The following is a 21,046-nucleotide window of genomic DNA, read 5'->3' as shown; positions in this document are numbered from 1 at the left end:
GGGATTACAACCAATTTTTAAATGCTTTTTCGGAATAAATAATAACTAAAAATTAAAAAAAAATGAACACTACACTTTGGATTATTCAGGGCATACTTGCCACCGTTTTTTCATTATCAGGCCTCATCATTTATTTGCTGAAAAATAAATTGGCTTCAAAATTATCTTGGTTAAATGAATACTCGCCCAATATGGTGCTTTTTATTTGTACTTCTAAGATTGTTGGAGCTTTAGGTTTAATTCTGCCCGTGTATTTTAAGGTTCTACCTATTCTAACACCGATTGCGGGATTTGGTCTTGCTACAATTATGATTTTGGCAATCGCTTACCATTTTCGCAAAAAAGAATATAAAGATTTACCAGCAGCAATTTTGTTTTTGGCTTTGTCGCTATTCGTTGCTTTCAACAGATTTTAAAAATAAAAACCCATTTATAAACAATTAAAATTAAAATAAAAATGTCAAAAAATCTCAAAACTTTTTCGCTATTACTTCTAACAATCATTGGTCTTGCTTCGACAAAACTTAATGCTCAGAGCCTAAAAAAAGAAAATAAAACAACTTTTTCTATTGAAACAGATCCTTCGACTTTTGCCTTTGGTGGCTATGCCTTTCATATTCGTATTAAACCTAAAAATAGTGAACATTTCGTTATTGGCGCGGGAGTTTACGCATTAGATTTACCTAGTTTAATGGTCGATTTAAACAAGGACAACAAAGCCAAAGGATGGAATGTTAGAATTAATAGTGCCTATTCTTTATTTGGCGAATACTATTTTAAAGAAGCAAGCAATAGATGGTTTGTAGGTTTGCAGACGGGTATTCAAAATTATAAAAACACTAATAGCAACATTTTAAATAAAGAAAGCAAGTATAGTAATTTATTGATAATGCCATCACTGGGTTACACTTGGAGCCCATTTAAATTCCCTCTCTACGTTAAACCATGGGTTGGATTAGGTTACACAACAAAGATTTCAGGCGATAACTCAATTGATAACTTAAACTATACTATTTCTCCGTTAGTACCCTTCGCAACATTGCACATTGGTTATATCCTAAATTAAGTATTTCATATATTTACAAGTGTAATATTGTTAAAGAATTGTTCCAAAAAAATCTGAATAGTATTACTGCAAGTCAGGTTTCTGTCAATAATAAATGATGCGCGCAGATATTTAATTGGAATTTACTTTCACTGATTAATTTGTAGACTTTTCACAAGATTAATTTTTTTTTTTTCAAAACAATCACATACTTGCTCATTTTTTTATTCACTATTATGGCATAATACTGGGTTGTTTGTATGTTTTTATGACCCAGTATTTTGTTTGCGATTTGAACAAATGACGCAAGCTTAAAAACGAATGCGCTGTAGAATATTCAACTCAATATACTAAAATGGATTAAAAATACATTTCAAAGTACTGATTTTATTATTTTTAGATAACATAACATCTTATTTTGTAGTTTAAATCTATTATATTTACTTGCTTTTTTAACAAAATAAGTTTCGACGGAGTTTTTTAGACGAACTAACGTTACTGGCAATATTTGCCGAATGGAGAAGCTGAAAAGAAAAATAGTAAGTAAACATAATTAAACAATAAAAAAAATGAATAAAAAAGTAACATTACTCTTTGGAATCCTTTTAACCATTATAGGGTTTCTAACTTACAACTTGTTTTTTGTGTCAGAATATAAACCTTATGATAAATCAAAGCACCAGCCTTTTATTCTGTCGGTAGTGGATACTATTCCTTCAAAAATATTAAAAGAGACAAGAGTTGTAAATGTCTATTTACCAGAAGGTTATTCTAATGAATCAGAAGAAAAATATTCTGTGATCTATTTGCTTGATGGCGGAGTAGAGGAAGATTTTATACATATTACAGGTTTGGTAAGATACAATGCTCAACCATGGATTAATAGATTTCCAAAATCCATAGTAGTAGGAATTGAGAATATTGATCGAAAAAAGGATTTTACTTTTTCAGTATCCAATTTGGATTTTGTAGATAGAATTGGATTGCAGAAAGACCAATTTCCAACTTATGGGGGTTCTTCTAATTATATTTCATTTCTTGAAAATGAGTTGCAGCCTTTTATTGCAAATAAGTATAAAACAAATGACCAGAAAACTATTATTGGAGAATCACTTGGAGGTCTTTTGGCAACAGAAATATTATTGAAACATAGAAATTTATTCGCAAATTACATTGTAATGAGCCCTAGTTTGTGGTGGGGAAAAGAATCATTATTAACCGAAGCATCAAATCTATTAAAAGCGGGAAATAATAAGGAAGTTAAAGTATATATAGGTACTCCCAATAAAGAGGAAAACCAAATAATGTATAAGGATGCTGTTGCTTTAAGTAGAATATTGAAAAAAGATGGCGGCAAGAAAATGAGTGTTTATTTTGATTATCTTCCAGACGAGACTCATGCAACAATTATTCATCAAGGGGTTTATAACGCTTTTAAATTATTAAATCCAAAAACTGAATTTTAAAAATAAAGGCAGATACTTTTTTAAAACTTGATAATGATGAATTTACGAGTTTTTTAGACGAACTGACGTTAGCGGCAAGCATTTGAGACGGCGCGACAAACAACTGACAGCCTATAAACCTACAAACAATGCAACAAACTTACAGCACAGACCGACTTTTGCTAAATGAAATACATTTAAATGACGCTGAATTTATTTCGGAGTTAGTAAACACTCCTGAATGGATAAAGTTTATCGGGGATAGAAATATCAAGAGCATAGCCGATGCTAACGAATACATTCAAAAAATAATTAGCAATCCGAATACTAATTTTTGGGTCGTACGAATACAAGACCAACAAACACCTATTGGTATTATCACTTTTATCAAACGTGATAATTTAGATCATCATGATATTGGCTTTGCTTTTCTTGCGAAATACACCAAAAAAGGATATGCTCATGAAGCCTCAATTGTTGTATTAAATGATGCTGTAAAGAATGCTAACCACAAACTTATTCTTGCAACAACGGTAAAAGAAAACACTAATTCTATTCAACTACTGGAAAAACTAGGTCTGCGATTTTACAAAGAAATTCAAAATGAAAGCCAATTGTTGCTGGTGTATTCTATTACTGCGGACAAATTACTTATTGACCAATTGACTGAATCCTTTTTCAATATTTTTGCAAACAGCAATCAACAGCAACCAGATTGGAATACGATCTTCACTATTTGTTTGCCTGAAACTATAATAATAAAAAAGAACAGCGGCAAGGAAGAAGTTTATAATCTAAACACTTTTATTGAGCCCAGAAAAAAAATACTCTCAGATGGGACGCTTACTGAATTTAGGGAATATGAAACATCCGAAGAAACTAGAGTCGTTGGTAGTATTGCTCAGCGTTTTTCTAGATTTCAAAAGAAAGGATATCATAAAGGAACTTACTTTGAGGGGAATGGCAATAAATTATTTCAATATGTCAAGACAAACAGTGGGTGGAAAATAAGTTCCGTTATTTGGGAAGACGATACCCTTGAATAACCAGAAAATGAACATTATAAATTAATAAAAAAACACATGTCCTCGTAACTGTGCAGTTGCAATGATGTTAGCAGTCGTTGTAACAGAGGATAGTATCAAGAATAAATAAAAACCCTTTTGAAGTATAAAAGCATGAAATCGCCATGACAGAAGCTGTCGCAAACACCAATAAAGATCTGGCGACCCGAGCGATAGCGAACTGGCGTAGCATACCATATTCCTATAAAAAACAAATATTATCTACATATGAATGAAAAAATAACAAATAACCTATTCGAATTCTGGAGTTACATCGGACAACAAAATAACATCTATACTGACTCTTCCAATTACAAAGCAGTTTCTGTTCTTGGTTCTGATTGGCCGAAAAGGATTTATTCTATTGAAGATAAAAAAGCAACTTATGATGAAGTGCTGCAACTAAGTAACCAAGATTTGTTGCCAAATATTATCACTCTTGATGAAGATAAAGCACTAACAATTAGGGGTAAAACTCAATTGCTTTTCGCACAGACAAACATGTCTTTGGACTTAAAAAACTACACGAGTGAAAATGTAAAAAACACGGGCATCCATCAAATAGAAACAAAAACAGAAGCCTTTGAGTTTGCAACTATTGCGTCACAATCTTTTGGCTATACAGTTGATGGCGAAATCATTTATAACATTTGCAAAGACAGCTCTAGGGTTAAAAATTTCATCTTCAAAGATAAAGAAAAAAGCTACGGCTGTGGAATTGTCTTTTTTGACACCGATAATAATGCAGGTTTTCATATGATTGGTACTATTCCTGACGGACGAGGCAAGGGAATAGCAAAAAGTATAACGGAAAGATTAATTGATGAAGCACTAATTAATAATTGCAATTATTGCGTTCTCAATGCTTCTAAAATGGGCGAACCAACATACGAAAGACTTGGATTTACCAGTTTCGGAACATTAGAAAATCACATCATACTAAAATAGAATAACGAATTTTCAAATCAGATTACATGAGTAAAAAGATGTTTTTTATGACCCGACTGTATTTTACAGGAATAGTAATAATTGCTATTTGGTCACTATTAAGTTGGAACCATTATCACGGAGGAGTACCAAGTCATCATATTTTGGCTCGGAAAGACTTACCTGAAATCTCAAATTGGTGGGGAGGACTTTTACTCCCATTACTTACTTTATTTCTGTTATTTCGAATGGAGAAGAGAGTAACCGGGAACAATGATGTGACATTACAATTAATCCATTTTCCTAGAAGTATTGTTTATGGATTTGTTGGTGGCTTATTTTTTGGAATAACACTTTCTATCTTTTTTACTTTTGGCAATACCGAAGTGCCGGGTTATATGCTTATGGGACTTCTTTTACTATCAATGTTGTTACCTATTTATCGAGCAGAGTGCCTTCTTGGCTTTGTCATTGGTATGACTTATACATTTGGTGCTGTTCTTCCCACTGGGATAGGGTCGATTTTAGCAATAATTGGTGCAGTACTATATTTATTGGTTCGACCTATGCTATTGTTTATAATATCTAAGCTAAGGTACATGGTGCCTCAAAATAAGCATAAGACAGATTGATTCTAAAATCTAAATTCGGCTCTTTTCTACTTCCACTTAATATTACAACCTATACTCGGTTTTTGAGGTTCTTTCAAACTTCTATTGTAAATTAAAGCATCTATGGCGCCTCTTAAATCACTACCGCTTAATGGGATTCCGTTTCCGGGTCTAGAATCGTCGAGTTGCCCTCTGTAAAACAATTGGTCTTCGATGTTAAACAGAAAAAAGTCTGGGGTGCAAGCGGCATCATACGCTTTGGCGACTTCTTGACTTTCGTCAAATAAATAAGGGAATTCCATTTTGTTCTGGAAGGCAAATTCGGTCATTAATTCAGGTGAATCTTGAGGGTATTTTGTAACGTCGTTACTCGAAATGGCAATTGTCCCAATGCCTTGTACCCTATAATCATTGGCAACCCTTACAATTTCTTCGATAACATGAAGAACAAAAGGGCAGTGATTGCACATAAAAATAACCAAAGTTCCTTTCGAACCTTTTAGCTCGTCATAGGAATAGTCAAAATTTGAATTAGTGTCTTTTAAGCTGAATTTAGGAGCCAAAGTTCCTAAAGGCAACATATTTGAAGGAGTTTGTGCCATTAAATTTTTTTTTACTCCTTCTTGAAAGGAGATGGGTGTGTTTTAGGTTCAATGTTTAAAGTTAAGAAAAAGGATTGTTTTTTTTGCTTAGAAATAGTAAATTTAGATTTTAAAAAAACTTTAAATTAAACTATGGAAACTTTAAACAAAACGATGGAATTAACTTGGTCTGAATTTGAAAGAGTAGAAATGCGTGTGGGAACAATACTAGAAGCCAATGATTTTCCTGAGGCGCGTAAACCAGCCTTTCAGCTTACTATTGATTTTGGTGCTGTCATCGGAATTAGAAAAACATCGGCACAAATTACCAAGCGATATGCAAAAGAAGTTTTGGTAGGAAGACAAATTGTTGCCGTAGTTAATTTTCCAAAAAAACAAATCGGGAAGTTTATGAGTGAATGTCTCGTGCTAGGCGCAGTAGGCGAGGAGGGAGACGTGATTTTATTATCACCTGATTTTAAAATAGAAAACGGGTTAAGGATAGGGTAGCGTCCAATGTCATTAAGTTAAGGAATAATTGATAAAATGATTGCTGATTTTTGATTAACGATTTTTGATTTAAGATGGGGTAAACCTCGTAAAATCGAAAATCTTAATTTTTACCAACACCAAATCTGAAATCAAAAATCGTTAATCTTCAATCTAAAATCGCTTAACTTAATGACATTGGGGTAGTGTCTGGTAGTATTATTTCTTCAATAACTCAATATTGGCAGCTATCTTTATTTCTTCTCCCACCAAAACACCGCCTGCTTCTATTGTAGCATTCCATGTCAATCCAAAATCTTTGCGATTTATTTTTCCATTCAACTCTAAACCTACTTTAGTGTTTCCCCAAGGATCTATGGCGGTACCACTATATTTTATTTTCAAAATGGTTGGTTTTGTGATTTCTTTAATGGTTATTTTGCCTATTAATTCAAAATTGGTATCACTGGTTCTTTTAAATTTAGTGGAGAAGAACGTTATTTTGGGAAACTTTTCCGCATCAAAAAAATCGATGCTTTTTAAGTGAGCATCTCTTTTTTGATCGTTGGTATTGATGGAATCTACATTTGCGGTAAAAGAAAACACTGCATTTTCAAAATTATCTTCTGCTTCAGCAGTTCCTGTTATCTCATCGAACCTTCCTGTTAAAGTAGCAATTCCAAGATGTTTAACTTTGAAATGGACTTCTGAATGTGTTGGGTCTATTTCCCATTTTGTAGTTTCCATGATTCCTCATTTTTTTTTTATTAGTTTGTCAATTAAAATAATATAAAGTAAGATACAAAGGTACTGATTTTAACTCTGTTTAGATCGGTTTTAAAATGATAAGCGTTTGTTTTTCAGTGTGTTTGTCTATTTTTTTAAACTTTAATTCAAAATAAAAACGGAAGATTATTTTTCAATAGGAAGATCACTAGAACCCCATTCCGTCCATGAACCATCATAAATAGCTTTTGGGTTATCGGAAATCAATTCGCAGGCCAATAATACAATGCAAGCAGTAATTCCGGAGCCACAGGTGAATAGTAAGGGCTGGCCGTTTAATTGTAAGATATCAGTCAACTCTGCTACTGATTTGTATTTTCCGTCTTTTTGAAGTGTTGCAAAAGGAACATTTATTGATCCAGGAATATGACCACTTCTTAAACCGGCTCTCGGTTCTTCGTGAGCGGCATAAAAACGATCTTGAGATCTTGCGTCCATCAGCACCGCTTCTTTGGTTTTTATATTCTCCAAAATATGCTCCTTGTTTTTTATAAGTTTGGGCTGTAATTTTGCTTCAAAATTGCCAACAGTATAGATAGTCTCTTGACGATTTTCTGTAGGATAACCTTCTTTGATCCATTCCGGAAGACCTCCATCCAAAACAAAAACATTCGAATGTCCCATGGCTTTAAACATCCACCAAGCTCTTGGACTTGAATAAATCCCCAAAGTGTCATAAACAATAATAGTACTGTTTTTATTGATACCTAATTTTTGAGATTCGATAGTGAATTGTTCTGGTGTTGGAAAAGTATTGGGTAACGCATTGCTGGTCTCACTAAAATTGTTTTTGATGTCAAATAAACGGGTACCTTTAATTTGTAAATCTGGATTTTGATTTTCTAAACCAGATTGGTTTTGATCTAATTTTGCCTCGAGTATGATTAGTTCTGGGTCATTCAAATGATCTTGAAGCCAAGCTGCTGAAACTATTGGATTTGTCATGTTTAGGGATTTATTTTAGCTATTAATTGTTGTAGAAAAACTTGTCCTTCTTCCCAATATTCAAGATTAGAATCAGAGTTGATGTGCCCTTTTTGACCGATATTTGCAAAATCACTTCCCCAATTACGGGCTAGTTCTTGGGCTCTTTCTAGAGAAATATAAGTATCGTTTTCGGTTCCAACCACGATAGAAGGAAAAGGTAATTTCGAGGTTAGAATGGGAGCAAAGTTCCTTAGGAAATCTGGTGTGTGTTCGGGAGAATCCACATCAGCGGGTGCTACGAGCATGGCGCCAATGATATTTGGGTTGTTGTTTTGGGAAAGCCAATGCATCACGAGCGAAACTGCTAGACTATGAGCAACCAAAATCGTTGGTTGTTCCAGTTTTTGGATGGCTTCGTTTAGATTATTCAGCCATTGTTCAAGTTGAGGTTCGTCCCAATTGTTTTGTATGACTTTGGTCGAATTTGTAAATTTTTTTAGCCAAAAGCTTTGCCAATGCTTTTCGCCAGAATCACCAAGTCCCGGAATGATTAATAAGTGTGGTGTCATTTTTAATTATTTTAATAGTATAAAAGTATCCTTTTTTATAATAAGTTGATCGTTGAGTTTTTTACAAATTTATTCTTTCTGTTCTTTGCGACTCTGCGCCTTTGCGAGCAAAATTTCACGCAAAGGCGCAGAGCCGCAAAGCATATTTTCAATAATTGGGCTCTTGGTGCGAGTTACAGACAGTTAGATTGTTTTTTTTTTATATACTGAAATAAAAGAGAAGTTGTAGAGTGGTCTTACTTTTAAAATAAGGCTGTAATAACAAAAAGCCCAAAATATCAATAGACTTTTGGGCTTTAAGTTAAGTAAGCATCAATTAAATATCGTCAAAATCGATATCGGTAAAACTAGATGTGCTCGGTATAATATCTTCATTTGTTTTATCTGAAGCATATTCTTTTTTGAAATCTTTTTGGTGTCTTTCAGAGATTACTTCTTCACCTTTGTGGTTTAAAACGTAAGAAGTCATATCTTCTAAAATTTCAGAGAAGGCGGTAAAATCTTCTTTGTATAGATAGATTTTATGTTTTTTGAAATGGAAAGAACCGTCTTCTTCAGTAAATTTTTTACTTTCGGTAATCGTAATATAATAATCATCTGCTTTTGTAGCTCTTACATCAAAGAAATAGGTTCTTCTACCAGCTCTTAAAACTTTTGAGAATATTTCTTCTTTTTCTAACATATCATTTTCTCTCATAATCTTTTCGTCATTATTTTTATTTAATAGCACTCAAAAATCATAAAAATATATGTATTACACAACAATTAAAGCAATTCTTTTTCTGAAAGTTGTTTTAAATAGAGTGTTGCATAATGTCCTTCTTCATTTATCAATTGATTATGAGAGCCTTGTTGAATTATCTTACCATCTTCTAGAATAATAATTTTATCTGCATTCTTTGCCGATGAAACTCTATGACTTACAATTATAGTAGTTTTATTCTTGCATATTTCGTAAAGGTTGTTCAAAATAGCTTCTTCGGTTTCGGTATCAACTGCAGATAGACAATCATCAAAAAGTAAAATGGCTGGATTTTTTATGATCGCTCTGGCAATAGAAACGCGCTGTTTTTGACCTCCAGAAAGCGTGATTCCTCTTTCTCCTAATATGGTGTCATATCCTTTGTTAAAACTAAGAATATTGTCATGAACGACAGCGCTTTTTGCGGCAGCTTCGACTTCTAGATCGGTGGCATCTTCTTTCCCGAACTTAATATTGTTCTTGATACTGTCTGAAAATAGAAACGCATCCTGCGGTACAACTCCAATACTAGAGCGCAAATCAAATAAATTCAACTGACTGATTTCTTTGTTGTCAATCAAAATCTGCCCACTTGTAACGTCATATAATCTAGATAATAAAGCCAAAATAGTTGATTTACCAGAACCTGTTTTTCCTAGAATCGCCAAAGTTTCTCCTTTGTGTACTGTAAAGGATACGTTTTGAAGTGCTTTTATATGGGTGTCTTCGTAAGTGTAACTTACATTGTCAAAAATAATTCCGCCGTCAATTTTAGATTTGTTTGGATTTTTATTGGCTATTTCTGGTTCAATTTTCAAAAATTCATTCAGTCTTTTTTGGGAAGCTTCGGCTTCTTGAACCATAGAGGAAACCCATCCCAAGGAAGCAACAGGCCAGGTAAGCATGTTGACATACAAAATAAATTCGGCAATGGTTCCGAGACTTTTTATGGTGCCATCAATGTACATTAGACCACCGAAGTAAATTACAACTAAGTTACTGACTCCAATCAAAGCGAGCATTAATGGACCGAAAAGCGATTGTATTTTGGCCAAACTCAAACTTTTACTTTTACTTTCATTGGCCAAATTTGTAATGTTAGCTTGATGTTGTTCTTCTAAAGAATAGGCTTTTATAACTCGAATCCCCGAAAAAACTTCTTGCGTATAACTTGATACTTTGGACAGGTATTGCTGGAAAGTAGTAGATCGTTTATTGATCTCAGAGCTTAATTTAAAGATACAATACGATAATAGAGGTAAAGGTAAAATTGTGTATAAAGTAAGGCGAGGCGATACATTATACATATAGCCAATTACGATGGTAAACCGAATGAAGGTGTTTATAGAGTACATAACGGCTGGCCCTACATACATTCTTACTTTAGAAACATCCTCGCTAATGCGATTCATTAAATCGCCCGTTCGGTTTTGTTTATAAAAGTTTTGGGATAAGTTTTCGTATTGACGAAATACTTCATTCTTTAAATCAAACTCAATATGGCGCGACATTACAATCAGCGTTTGTCTCATCAGGAAGGTTAGAAAACCAGCAATTATGGTAGTGGCAATAATTAATAGGATATTCGAAATTAATTGCTGACTTATAATGGTGGTGTCTACGGTATTACTTTTAGAAAAGGCCTCAATTTCATTAAAGGACTTACTGATCAGTTTTGGTGTAAATAAAGAAAATATTTGTGCGATTATTGTGATGATAATCCCAAGCAAAAAGCTGAATTTATATTTAATGAAATATTTATTTAAATAACGTAATTCTTTCATATTTTAAGAGATTCGGTATTGAATTGTTTTTGTTTTTTATTGAATGCTTGTTTTTTGATAATTGTCTTATAAATTTCAGTAGTAATGTATTGTTGCTAAATATTTGTTTTTTGAATAAAAAAATATTGTATGTGTATTTTTTATGTATGTTTGATGTATCTTTTTGACAAATTCGTAATTTATAACTAAAAAAAATAGTACAATGGATGCTACCGTTACAACTGGAAAAGAACTTCAAAAAATGGATCCTGTTTTTGGACAATTGTCTTTTAATGATCACGAACAAATTGTATTTTGTAATGACAAAGATACAGGTTTAAAAGCAATTATTGGTATTCATAATTCGGTTATGGGGCCTGCATTAGGAGGAACTCGTATGTTTAATTATGCAAGTGAATGGGATGCTCTGAATGATGTTTTGCGTCTTTCTAGAGGAATGACTTACAAAGCTGCGATTACAGGATTGAACATTGGTGGAGGTAAAGCCGTTATTATGGGTGATGCCAAAACTCAAAAAACACCTGAATTGATGCGTAAGTTTGGAGAATTTGTACATTCATTAAGTGGAAGATATATTACAGCTGAAGATGTTGGAATGGAAACATCGGATATGGATTTAGTGAGAGATGTGACTCCTTATGTTACTGGAATTTCTGAAGAAAGAGGTGGAGCAGGAAATCCATCACCAGTTACCGCTTTTGGGGTATATATGGGAATGAAAGCCGCTGCAAAACAAAAATTTGGTTCAGAAAAATTAGAAGGAAAAAAAATATTGGTTCAAGGAATTGGACACGTAGGAGAAACTTTGGTTGATTATTTGACAAAAGAAGGGGCTCAAGTTATTATTACTGATATCAATGAAGAAAGATTAAATGAAGTGGCAGCAAAATATAATGCTCAAGTATTTACTGGAGACGATTTGTACAGTGCCGATGTTGATATTTACGCGCCTTGTGCTATGGGAGCAACAATCAATGATGCTACCGTAAACAAAATAAAAGCAAAAGTGATTGCGGGTGCAGCTAACAATCAATTGGCAAATGAAGATATACACGGTCTAATTTTGCAAGAAAGAGGGATTCTTTATGCACCGGATTTCTTGATTAATGCGGGTGGAATTATCAATGTTTATGCTGAGTTGGCTCATTATGACAAAGCAGAAATTATGCGTAAAACCGAAAATATTTATAATACTACATTAGAAATTTTTGATTATGCTGTTGCAAATGGAATAACAACGCATCAAGCAGCTTTGACTATTGCTCAAAATCGTATTGATTTAAGAAAAATAGAAAACAGTAAAAAATAGTTTTCAGTTTTCAGTCTCAGTTTTCAGTCTCAGTTTACTCCCGATAGCTGTCGGGACAGTTTGGGCTGAGAACTGAGACTTTTATTTTGAGATTGTTTGAAAACTGCGACTTCATCAGCATGTTCTACGGCAAACCGAGACTTCATCAGCAGATTCGGCTGAAAACTGAAAACTGTGACTGAAAACTATAACCGCAAACTACGATTGAGACTGAAACTTTCTCAAATTAAGCAGTCATAAATTTTCATTTCAGCGATGAAATTCTTAGCTTTGCATGCTAATTTAAAAAGTTCTTACAAGGTGGTAAATAGAAGACACATTCGCGTTAAAGTCATGCAATCCATTTATGCAATGCATCAAAATGGTTCTGATAATCTGGAAAAAGAAGAGAAATTTCTTTTTCATAGTATTGATGCCATCCAAGATTTATACCTTGTCATGCTTTCTTCGCTGATAGAAATTTGCAAAAAAGAAACTGTCTTTTTGCATCTGTCAAGCCAAAAACACTTGGCAACGAAAGAAGAGCGTAATCCTAATGAAAAATTCATAAAAAACAGTATTTTTCAAATTCTTGCCGAAAACAACTCTCTTAGTATCGCTCTAGAAAATCGTTCTATTAACAATTGGGACTTAAATGATGATTACATTATTCTTTTGCTTAATGCTATAAAAGAAAGTGATTTGTATGCCAAATACATGAGCAATGATGTGAATACTTTTGAAGAAGACAGAAATTTTATTGTGGATATATTCACGGATGTTATCGTTCCTAACGAAAAATTATACGATTATATTGAAGATGATAAGCTGACTTGGATTGATGATGTTCCTTTGGTAAATACACATATTATCAAACAATTAAAAGGAATAAAACAAGGAGAAGATGATAATTTTAGAGTTCCTAAATTGTACAAAGACAATGAAGATAAAGCTTATGTGAAAGATTTGTTCAGAAAAACAATTTTGAATGAATCAGAATTGGCTAAAGAATATGTTGATAAAACACCAAATTGGGATAGTGATAGAATTGCCGAGATCGATACCATTATTCTTAAAATGGCGATTTGTGAATTTTTAAAATTCCCTTCTATTCCTGTAAAAGTGACCTTGAATGAATATTTAGAATTGGCAAAAGAATATTCTACGCCAAAAAGTAGTATTTTTATCAATGGAATTTTAGATAATCTAGTAAAAGAACTGGAAAAAAGTAAAAGAATCGTTAAGATAGGTAGAGGTTTGATGTAAAAAGTCAGAAGTCAGAAGTCAGAAGTCGGAAGTCGGAAGTCGGAAGTCGGAAGTCGGAAGTCGGAAGTCGGAAGTCGGAAGTCGGAAGTCGGAAGTCAGAAGGCAGAAGGGTAATAGGTTTTTTAAAAAATAAGGAAAACCCAAAATTCAAGATTGAAAATTCAAATTCTAATATAAAATTAATTAACAAAAACTAAATATTTAAATTATGGGACAATTAACTCAGTTTGCACCGTTTCTATTAATGTTTGTAGTGATCTATTTCTTTATGATCAGACCACAACAAAAAAGAGCTAAAAATGAAAAAGAATTTGAAAGCACATTAAAAGTAGGAGATAAAATCATTACAAAAAGTGGTCTTCACGGTAAAGTTACTGAGCTTGCAGATACTACCGTAATTATTGAAACTATGGCTGGAAAGTTAAAAATGGAGCGTTCTGCTATTTCTATGGAAATGAGTGCTGCTTTGGCTAAAAAACAGTAGTTAAGAAATTATAATATTTAAAATCCCAAATTCCAATCTTTGTTATTGGAATTTGGGATTTTTTTTGAACTCTAAAAATTGAATTATTTCTTTTTATTCTTTTTTCCTTTTTTAGATTTTTTTGCTTTTGCTTTGGCTTTTTTCTCTTTTGCTTTGGCTTTTGCCTTTGCTTTTTTAGCTTTATCTTTTTTGGCTTTCTTAGCTTTTTTGGCTTTCGCTTTTGCTTTTTCCTTTGCTTTTTCCTTTGCTTTTGCTTTTTTTGTTTTTTCTTTCTCTTTGTCTTTGGCTTTGTCTTTCATTTTTACTTTGTTTTTTTTCTTTTTCTTTTTCTCTTTTTTTTCTTCCGAAATTATTACTTTTTCTTCGGTCTTAACGTCTTCGAAAATTTGATCTTTGGCCTCTCCGCTATTTTTAACTTTTGCTGCTGGAGTGCTTACTTTTGCTCTGCTAGGTCTCGATGCTGCTTTTGTAGTAGCTGGTTTTACAACGGTTGTGTTTTCGACTGTAGGTTTTGCAACTCTGGTTTTTGTTTTTGTAATAGCTGGTTTTGAAACTGTTGATTTTTCTGCAACAGGTTTTTTATTTTGTATCGCCTCAGGATTAACAGCTATTTCTGGGATTGCATTTTCTTCTTTTTTTTCTATCATAATGGTATGTATTTGTATGTGGTTTAATGCATTGAAGGTATTGAAGAACGGGAAAGGGGTTCGTGTAAACCTTACAGATGGAGTGTCAATTATTGGTTATATAAAATTTGAAACTTCGTTCTCTTTTTAGTTTGCTAAACTTGTATTCCTACGAGCAAAACACAAAATGCACCGAGCCTGCGGCTCTATTTTTGTGCTTTGCGTTGTAAACTGGACTAAAGTCCAGCCTTGTAAAATGTACCGAGCTCACGGCTCTATTACGTAATGTGATAGTTCCGTAGGAACGGGACATATTGTAGCAACGGATTTTAATCCGTTGAATAATGAGCGAAAAATTTAAATAACAACCTAGAAAACAAAAAAAGAGAACGAACGAAATTTTTAGAATTCAAACAAATTTGACATTCTGCCTTACAGAGTTAGTGAATTGTTAGGTCTACATTAACAAATATAATGAATATTTACGTGTTATAATGTTAAGTTTATGAGGATTTACAATAAATATTAATGTTGTTTTCGAATTGTTTTTTGTTTTTGAATAAAAAAAATCCCAAATTCCATTGATTGGAATTTGGGATTTTCATATTGAAATTTTAATTTACTACCTATATTTATCATTCAGACCAATATTGTCTAAAATCATTGGCTTTATCTTTTCAATTCTAGAAAGTTTAGTTTCTTCTCGTTTTGCCGTTTCGATATATTCTAAAAACTCTCTTTGTTTGTAAGGACTAAATTTTAGGAATGCTTCTTCCAATTTGGTATCAGTATTTAATTCTTTTTGGAAAATATTCGGAATTGTAATTGTCGCTTTTGTCTTTTCGGGTTTAATTATTTTTCCCTGTTTTTCATTTTCGATAGCTTCCTGAATATAGGCTAGAATTTCCGTCTCATTGATTTCCTCTTTTGATGTAAATCGCCATTGTCGCAATGATTTGGTAACTCCCTCATTGGAGTTGACCAAATGTTTCTTTTCATCTTTTAAAAAGACACCATTGAAAAACCAAAGTGTAAAGAAGTTTTTGAATCCTGCAACTCCAATCACATTTTTGTTATCGAGTACATATACACAACCGCCCCATTTGGTGGTTTCAACCAATGCTGTTTTTGCAATAATTGATTTTAGGGTTTCTAATTCCTCAGACCATTGATTGATTTTGTCCATGTATTACGGATAGATTTAACGTTGCTATTCAGCTAATTTTAGTCTCTGTTTTCAGCCCTAAATGGGTGTTGATTTAAATTAAGAAAGCGAATTATATTGTTTACGGACAACTCTGAAAACTGCGACTGCGACTGAAAACTGTAACCTGAATTACCTTCTTCTTTTCGGTTTTTCTTCTTCTTTTAGATAGTCACCTTTGGCAGTCAATTCGGCAATTCGCACAATTACATTCACTGCTTTTTGCATACTTTCTACAGGAACATATTCATACTTTCCATGAAAGTTATGTCCACCTGCAAAAATATTAGGACAAGGCAAGCCTTTGTAAGATAATTGACAACCGTCTGTTCCTCCACGAATAGGTTTGATAAGTGGTTTGATTCCGAGTTCTCTCATGGCGCTTTCGGCAATATCAACAATATGTTTTACCGGTACCACCTTTTCTTTCATATTATAATACTGGTCTTTTACTTCGGCAATGACAATATCTTCTCCAAATTTCTTTGCAAATTTCTTGTTGAATTTTTTAGCGATTTTAGCAATAAAATCTTTGCGTTTCTCAAACTTTTTCTTGTTGTGATCGCGAATGATTAATTCTAAAACCGTTTCTTCGATGCTTCCTGATAGATTGTGCACATGGAAAAATCCTTCGTAACCTTTAGTGTCTTGTGGAGTTTCTTCCTTTGGTAATTCATTGATAAAGTCATTGGCAATAAGCATCGAATTAATCATTTTTCCTTTGGCATAACCTGGATGAACGCTTTTTCCTTTGAAAGTAATTTTGGCTCCAGCCGCATTAAAATTCTCGTATTCTAATTCACCTACTTGGCTACCGTCCATGGTGTAAGCCCAATCGGCAGCAAATTTTTCTACGTCAAAATGATGGGCACCACGACCAATTTCTTCATCGGGAGTAAAACCGATTCTAATTTTTCCGTGTTTGATTTCTGGATTGTTGATTAGGAATTCCATTGCGGTAACAATTTCGGTAATTCCAGCTTTATCATCGGCACCCAGCAGTGTTGTTCCGTCAGTGGTGATTAAAGTTTGTCCTTTGTATTGTAATAAATCCTTAAAATATGAAGGAGATAAGATGATGTTTTGTTCTGCATTTAGGACAATATCTGCACCGTCATAATTAGGAATAATTTGTGGTTTTACATTGGTACCAGTAAAATCTGGGGTGGTATCAAAGTGAGAAATGAAACCTATTGTAGGTACTTCATGGTCTACATTACTTGGTAGTGTTGCCATTATGTAGGCTTTGTCATCGATGGTAACGTCTTGTAATCCGATAGTTTTTAATTCTTCTACTAGTTTATGGGCTAAATCCCATTGTTTTGCTGTACTAGGCGTTGTTGTTGAGTTTGCGTCCGATTCGGTGTCTATGGTAACGTAACTAATAAAGCGGTCAATTATATGTTGCATGGTATTTTTTTTTGGTGGTAAAGATAGACATTTTTAAAAAATATTTTGTTGGATATAATTACTCTTGACTGGGTTAGATCTAAATGAAAAAAATCCGCTTGTAAGCGGATTTTGAAAACTAAATTGGTTGGGATAATTCTTGGTTTTATTGTTTTTTATTTTTTAACAGCTTTTTCTTCGGCTATTTTAGCTTCTGCTGCTGCTTTTTTCTCTGCTTCTGCAGTTGCTTTAGCTATTTTCTCTTCTAGTTGAGTGTTTTTTTGTAGGGCTATTTTAGCGGACTCTGCTAATTTTTGATCCGCTTCCTCTTTTTCTTTTTTAAGTTTTTCAACATCTTTGGCAATTTTTTGTTGAGCTTCTTTGGCTGCATTGGCTTCCTTCTCGTAGTTTGCCAGTTTATCTTTAGAGAGTTTATCCGCTGCTTCTGTTGCTTTTTTATCCGCTTCTGCTTTGGTTTTGGCGGCCATGGCTTGTTCTTTTGCTGTTTTTTCAGCGGCGGTTTTTGCTTCAGCGGCCTCTTTTTCGGCTGTTTTTTTGTCAGCATCGGCTTTTGCTTTAGCATTAATCGCTTCTTCTTTTGCTGTTTTTTTATCAGCTTCCAGTTTTACTAGATATGCTTTTTCTTGATCTTTTAGGTCTTGCATTTGTTTTTTGAAATCAATTGGAGTAGCAGCGGTTTTTGCAGTTTCTTCGGAAGTAGTAGCAGTTTTTACATCGATAACAGTTGCTTCATTTTTTGATTCTTGTGCCGAAATGGATTGTATGCAAAAAAGAGAGATAACGATTGAGAGGAATTTTAAATTCATAATTTTTATGGTATTTGATTGGTATTGATGGTTTTATGTCGAAACAAATATAACTTTTTTTTTATTTTATTGACTTTTTAAAGATGAAAATATTTGAATATTTAGCTATCATGGTAGTACTAGTGATAAAAATATTTTTTGAACAAGATTATTCGTGTTATTATCATACTGGGTTTTAATTTTCCTTTTTTAATCATTTTATTTTGTGCTTTGATGCGATACTATTGAATTTTATATTGTAACTGCTGTCTCTTAATTTGTTTTTTGATTTAATGTAGTACTTTATCTTCGGCGAGTAATTTATGTAAATGAAATTGGTTAATTTGCACTTAAATAACTCAACACATTATGGCATTATTTCATAGATTAAATTCCAAATCAAAAACACTCGCTAATACCGGATTTGGTAGCAGTGCCTCTAATTATGGTGGGCGGTTTATCAATAAAGACGGATCGGCCAATGTAGTAAAAAAAGGAATTGGTTTATTTGATAAAATAAGCTGGTACCACACCATGTTGAATCTTTCTACCTGGAAATTCCTTTCTATTTTATTATTGTTTTATATTGGAATCAATTTTCTGTTTGCGGCGATCTATTTTGGTGTTGGGATTGAGCATCTCAACGGAATAGCAAAAACGGAAAGCGAATGGGTACAATTCGGGCAGGCATATTTTTTTAGTGCACAAACTTTTACAACCGTAGGGTATGGACACATAAGTCCAACCGGTTTTTATGCCAGCGCATTATCATCGGCCGAAGCTTTAATTGGATTGTTGAGTTTTGCTATTGCCACAGGTTTGTTTTTTGGAAGATTTAGTAAACCAGCCATTTTTTTGAAATTTTCTCATAATGCTATCATTGCTCCTTATAATGAAGGAAAAGCATTGATGTTGCGATTGGCTCCATTCAAAAACACCAACTATATTGATGCCGAAGCTAGTGTAACGCTCGGGATGCGAATAGAAGAAAATGGTGTTATGACTAACAAATTTTTTACTTTGGATTTGGAATTTCAAAGAGTAAGTTCGTTAGTGCTGAGTTGGACTTTGGTTCATCCCATAACCAATGAGAGTCCTTTATATGACTTGGGAGTTTCTGATTATGACTCTATTTTGGGCGAAATTATTGTGGTTATTAAAACGTTTGACGATATGTTTAGTACAACGGTTGCTGCTCGAACTTCTTATACTTTTAAAGAAGTAGTTTATGGAGTCAAATTTATACCGATGTATACCAAAAGTAAAAATAACCAAAGCACCGTTCTGGATTTGGATCAATTGAATTCGTTTGATAAAGTTATTTTAGATTAGATTTAATTTTTCTTTTAAAATAAGCATTCCTTCGGAAGCAATATTCGGAATTACGACCAATGGATTTCTGAGATTTGGAATTTTTATGGGTTTGGGATCTATATAATAAATTGGAGTTTCCTTTTTGGTAAAATCAATTAAACCCGCAGCTGGATAGACTTGCAGGGAAGTTCCAATTACCACAAAATAATCGGCTTGTTCTGTTATTGCAATTGCTTCGTCTAAGGCGGGAACTTGCTCGCCAAACCAAACAATATGGGGGCGAAGTTGATTTCCTTGTTGGTCAACATCTCCAAAATTCAAGTCGTGTCGCCAGTCTAAGATATAGTTCTCGTCTTTGATGCTTCTCACTTTTAATAATTCGCCATGCAAGTGGGTAACATTCAAGCTTCCTGCGCGTTCGTGTAAATCATCTACGTTTTGGGTAATGATGAAAACTTCAAAATCATTTTCAAGTTCGGCAAGAATCTGATGTCCTTTGTTGGGGTGTACGTCTTTTAATTGTTGGCGTCTTTGGTTGTAAAAATCCAAAACTAAAGAAGGGTTTTTATGCCAGCCTTCGGGAGTAGCTACATCCATCACGTTATGACCCTCCCATAATCCATCGCTATCACGGAAGGTTTTGATACCACTCTCGGCACTAATTCCTGCTCCGGTAAGGACTACTAATTTCTTTTTCATTGGTTGTGTTTGTTTAAAAGGTTCTGTTTTTCAGAACGTTTAAATACATTTATAAAGTATTGTCAAAAATAACCATATAAGTAATATAAGTTCAAATAAGTCAAGCTTAAATGGACTTATATTACTTATATGGTTCAATTTTTTTTCTCGTGTGTTGTGTAAAGATAATTTCTTTTGATTGTTAGTCTAGCTTATAAAACTACTCTTTTTTAGTATTTTTGCCGAAAAAATAATTGCAATGATTGATATAGATTACCTCACTTTTCTAGAAAATATTTTAACCGATAATCGGAAAGAGAAATTTTTGAAAGTTTTGAATACCAGAACCAAACATTTTACGATAGCGGTAGAAGATATTTTTCAAATGCATAATGCCTCTGCGGTAATGCGCAGTTGTGAGGTTTTTGGAATTCAGGAGCTGAATGTAATCGAGGAACGTTATGGTAAAAGTATCGACAAAGAAATCGCGATGGGTGCTCAAAAATGGGTTGATATTTCGACTTTTGACAGTGTTACCAATTGTATTGATACGCTGAAAGACAAAGGATATCAAATCATCGCCACCACGCCACATGAGAATGATTGTTTGCTGGAGGATTTTGATATCTCGAAACCAAGTGCATTGTTTTTTGGCACCGAAAGAGACGGATTATCAGAAGAAATTCTTCAGAGAGCCGATGGTTTTCTTAAAATTCCGATGGTGGGTTTTACGGAAAGTTTGAATATCTCGGTTTCGGCGGCTATTATTATTCAAAACCTAACGAATCGATTGCGTAATTCTGATATCAATTGGAAATTGTCTGAAGAAGAAATTTTGGAGAAACGACTGGATTGGGCTAAGAAGTCGATTAAGGATATTAAGAGGATAGAGGAGCGGTATTATAGTAGTGTTCAGTGATCAGTTTTTGAGTGATCAGTCACAGTATTCAGTCACAGTTTCCAGATTGGTGAATTTAGCATCAGTATTCAGATTGGAGAATTCAAGTTAAACTTTATTTTC

General features: G+C 33.5%; 23 protein-coding genes. 12 read left to right on the top strand and 11 right to left on the bottom strand.

Features of this window, described 5'->3' with window-relative positions:
• Positions 1–62 precede the first annotated feature (62 nt).
• From FNW52_RS05370 to FNW52_RS05345, 6 genes are all read left to right on the top strand, one after another.
• Positions 63–416, top strand: a complete 354-nt coding sequence (locus tag FNW52_RS05370; RefSeq protein WP_143376436.1) for a DoxX family protein — start codon at positions 63–65, stop codon at positions 414–416.
• A 41-nt stretch (positions 417–457) separates the two neighbouring features.
• On the top strand, positions 458–1,066 hold the full coding sequence (locus FNW52_RS05365) for a hypothetical protein (RefSeq protein ID WP_143376435.1): 609 nt from the start codon (positions 458–460) through the stop codon (positions 1,064–1,066).
• Between the two features lie 548 nt (positions 1,067–1,614).
• Positions 1,615–2,511 carry an alpha/beta hydrolase gene (locus FNW52_RS05360; protein ID WP_143376434.1) on the top strand — a complete coding sequence of 299 codons (897 nt, stop codon included), beginning with the start codon at positions 1,615–1,617 and terminating at the stop codon, positions 2,509–2,511.
• A 128-nt stretch (positions 2,512–2,639) separates the two neighbouring features.
• Positions 2,640–3,536, top strand: coding sequence for a GNAT family N-acetyltransferase (locus FNW52_RS05355; protein WP_143376433.1), 897 nt, complete (start codon positions 2,640–2,642; stop codon positions 3,534–3,536).
• Positions 3,537–3,782: 246 nt separating this feature from the next.
• Positions 3,783–4,502, top strand: a complete 720-nt coding sequence (locus FNW52_RS05350; RefSeq protein WP_143376432.1) for a GNAT family N-acetyltransferase — start codon at positions 3,783–3,785, stop codon at positions 4,500–4,502.
• A gap of 26 nt (positions 4,503–4,528) precedes the next feature.
• Complete coding sequence (locus FNW52_RS05345; RefSeq protein WP_143376431.1) at positions 4,529–5,113, top strand: hypothetical protein; 585 nt, start codon at positions 4,529–4,531, stop codon at positions 5,111–5,113.
• 26 nt (positions 5,114–5,139) lie between these two features.
• Here the strand turns inward: FNW52_RS05345 and FNW52_RS05340 are convergent, their stop codons facing one another.
• Positions 5,140–5,694 (bottom strand): thioredoxin family protein, encoded by a 555-nt coding sequence (locus FNW52_RS05340; protein WP_143376430.1) that lies wholly within the window; start codon positions 5,692–5,694, stop codon positions 5,140–5,142.
• Between the two features lie 153 nt (positions 5,695–5,847).
• On the opposite strand from FNW52_RS05340, the gene FNW52_RS05335 reads away from it, so the two are divergent.
• Positions 5,848–6,183, top strand: a complete 336-nt coding sequence (locus FNW52_RS05335) for a tRNA-binding protein (protein WP_143376527.1) — start codon at positions 5,848–5,850, stop codon at positions 6,181–6,183.
• A 198-nt stretch (positions 6,184–6,381) separates the two neighbouring features.
• Here FNW52_RS05335 and FNW52_RS05330 read toward each other — a convergent pair whose 3' ends face one another.
• From FNW52_RS05330 to FNW52_RS05310, 5 genes are all read right to left on the bottom strand, one after another.
• On the bottom strand, positions 6,382–6,909 hold the full coding sequence (locus FNW52_RS05330) for a YceI family protein (RefSeq protein ID WP_143376429.1): 528 nt from the start codon (positions 6,907–6,909) through the stop codon (positions 6,382–6,384).
• Positions 6,910–7,074: 165 nt separating this feature from the next.
• Positions 7,075–7,893, bottom strand: coding sequence for a sulfurtransferase (locus FNW52_RS05325; protein WP_143376428.1), 819 nt, complete (start codon positions 7,891–7,893; stop codon positions 7,075–7,077).
• A gap of 2 nt (positions 7,894–7,895) precedes the next feature.
• Positions 7,896–8,444, bottom strand: a complete 549-nt coding sequence (locus FNW52_RS05320) for an alpha/beta hydrolase (RefSeq protein WP_143376427.1) — start codon at positions 8,442–8,444, stop codon at positions 7,896–7,898.
• Positions 8,445–8,760: 316 nt separating this feature from the next.
• Positions 8,761–9,141 (bottom strand): PUR family DNA/RNA-binding protein, encoded by a 381-nt coding sequence (locus FNW52_RS05315; protein WP_143376426.1) that lies wholly within the window; start codon positions 9,139–9,141, stop codon positions 8,761–8,763.
• A gap of 68 nt (positions 9,142–9,209) precedes the next feature.
• Entirely contained in the window at positions 9,210–10,970 is a 1,761-nt protein-coding gene (locus tag FNW52_RS05310) for an ABC transporter ATP-binding protein (protein WP_143376425.1), read from the bottom strand.
• A gap of 202 nt (positions 10,971–11,172) precedes the next feature.
• Between FNW52_RS05310 and FNW52_RS05305 the strand changes: the two genes are divergently transcribed.
• The 3 genes from FNW52_RS05305 (at position 11,173) to yajC (ending at position 14,008) form a co-directional block, all read left to right on the top strand.
• The gene (locus tag FNW52_RS05305; RefSeq protein ID WP_143376424.1) at positions 11,173–12,279 is read left to right on the top strand and encodes a Glu/Leu/Phe/Val dehydrogenase; all 1,107 of its coding nucleotides are present in this window, start codon (positions 11,173–11,175) and stop codon (positions 12,277–12,279) included.
• Between the two features lie 333 nt (positions 12,280–12,612).
• Positions 12,613–13,524, top strand: coding sequence for a transcription antitermination factor NusB (gene nusB / locus FNW52_RS05300; protein ID WP_143376526.1), 912 nt, complete (start codon positions 12,613–12,615; stop codon positions 13,522–13,524).
• A 208-nt stretch (positions 13,525–13,732) separates the two neighbouring features.
• Positions 13,733–14,008 (top strand): preprotein translocase subunit YajC, encoded by a 276-nt coding sequence (gene yajC, locus FNW52_RS05290; protein ID WP_143376423.1) that lies wholly within the window; start codon positions 13,733–13,735, stop codon positions 14,006–14,008.
• Positions 14,009–14,091: 83 nt separating this feature from the next.
• On the opposite strand, the gene FNW52_RS05285 is transcribed toward yajC, so the two are convergent.
• From FNW52_RS05285 to FNW52_RS05270, 4 genes are all read right to left on the bottom strand, one after another.
• Positions 14,092–14,655, bottom strand: a complete 564-nt coding sequence (locus tag FNW52_RS05285; RefSeq protein ID WP_143376422.1) for a hypothetical protein — start codon at positions 14,653–14,655, stop codon at positions 14,092–14,094.
• A gap of 601 nt (positions 14,656–15,256) precedes the next feature.
• Positions 15,257–15,820 (bottom strand): YdeI family protein, encoded by a 564-nt coding sequence (locus tag FNW52_RS05280; RefSeq protein ID WP_143376421.1) that lies wholly within the window; start codon positions 15,818–15,820, stop codon positions 15,257–15,259.
• Between the two features lie 150 nt (positions 15,821–15,970).
• The gene (gene pepT / locus FNW52_RS05275) at positions 15,971–17,248 is read right to left on the bottom strand and encodes a peptidase T (protein WP_143376420.1); all 1,278 of its coding nucleotides are present in this window, start codon (positions 17,246–17,248) and stop codon (positions 15,971–15,973) included.
• A 155-nt stretch (positions 17,249–17,403) separates the two neighbouring features.
• The gene (locus tag FNW52_RS05270) at positions 17,404–18,054 is read right to left on the bottom strand and encodes a hypothetical protein (RefSeq protein WP_143376419.1); all 651 of its coding nucleotides are present in this window, start codon (positions 18,052–18,054) and stop codon (positions 17,404–17,406) included.
• A 348-nt stretch (positions 18,055–18,402) separates the two neighbouring features.
• Here FNW52_RS05270 and FNW52_RS05265 point away from each other — a divergent pair, with 348 nt between their 5' ends.
• A complete protein-coding gene (locus FNW52_RS05265; RefSeq protein ID WP_143376418.1) occupies positions 18,403–19,365 on the top strand; it encodes an ion channel in 963 nt (320 codons plus the stop codon).
• On the opposite strand, the gene FNW52_RS05260 is transcribed toward FNW52_RS05265, so the two are convergent.
• Entirely contained in the window at positions 19,357–20,046 is a 690-nt protein-coding gene (locus FNW52_RS05260) for an NAD-dependent deacylase (RefSeq protein ID WP_143376417.1), read from the bottom strand. The two genes, FNW52_RS05265 and FNW52_RS05260, sit on opposite strands and share 9 nt — an antisense overlap.
• Positions 20,047–20,284: 238 nt before the next feature.
• Between FNW52_RS05260 and FNW52_RS05255 the strand changes: the two genes are divergently transcribed.
• The gene (locus tag FNW52_RS05255) at positions 20,285–20,944 is read left to right on the top strand and encodes an RNA methyltransferase (protein ID WP_143376416.1); all 660 of its coding nucleotides are present in this window, start codon (positions 20,285–20,287) and stop codon (positions 20,942–20,944) included.
• Positions 20,945–21,046: the final 102 nt, after the last annotated feature.

This window comes from Flavobacterium sp. ZT3R18 (assembly GCF_007097385.1).
Classification (GTDB): Bacteria; Bacteroidota; Bacteroidia; order Flavobacteriales; family Flavobacteriaceae; genus Flavobacterium.
The sequence above is the reverse complement of the archived record's forward strand: the minus strand, read 5'-3'. Positions and strand labels throughout refer to the sequence as shown.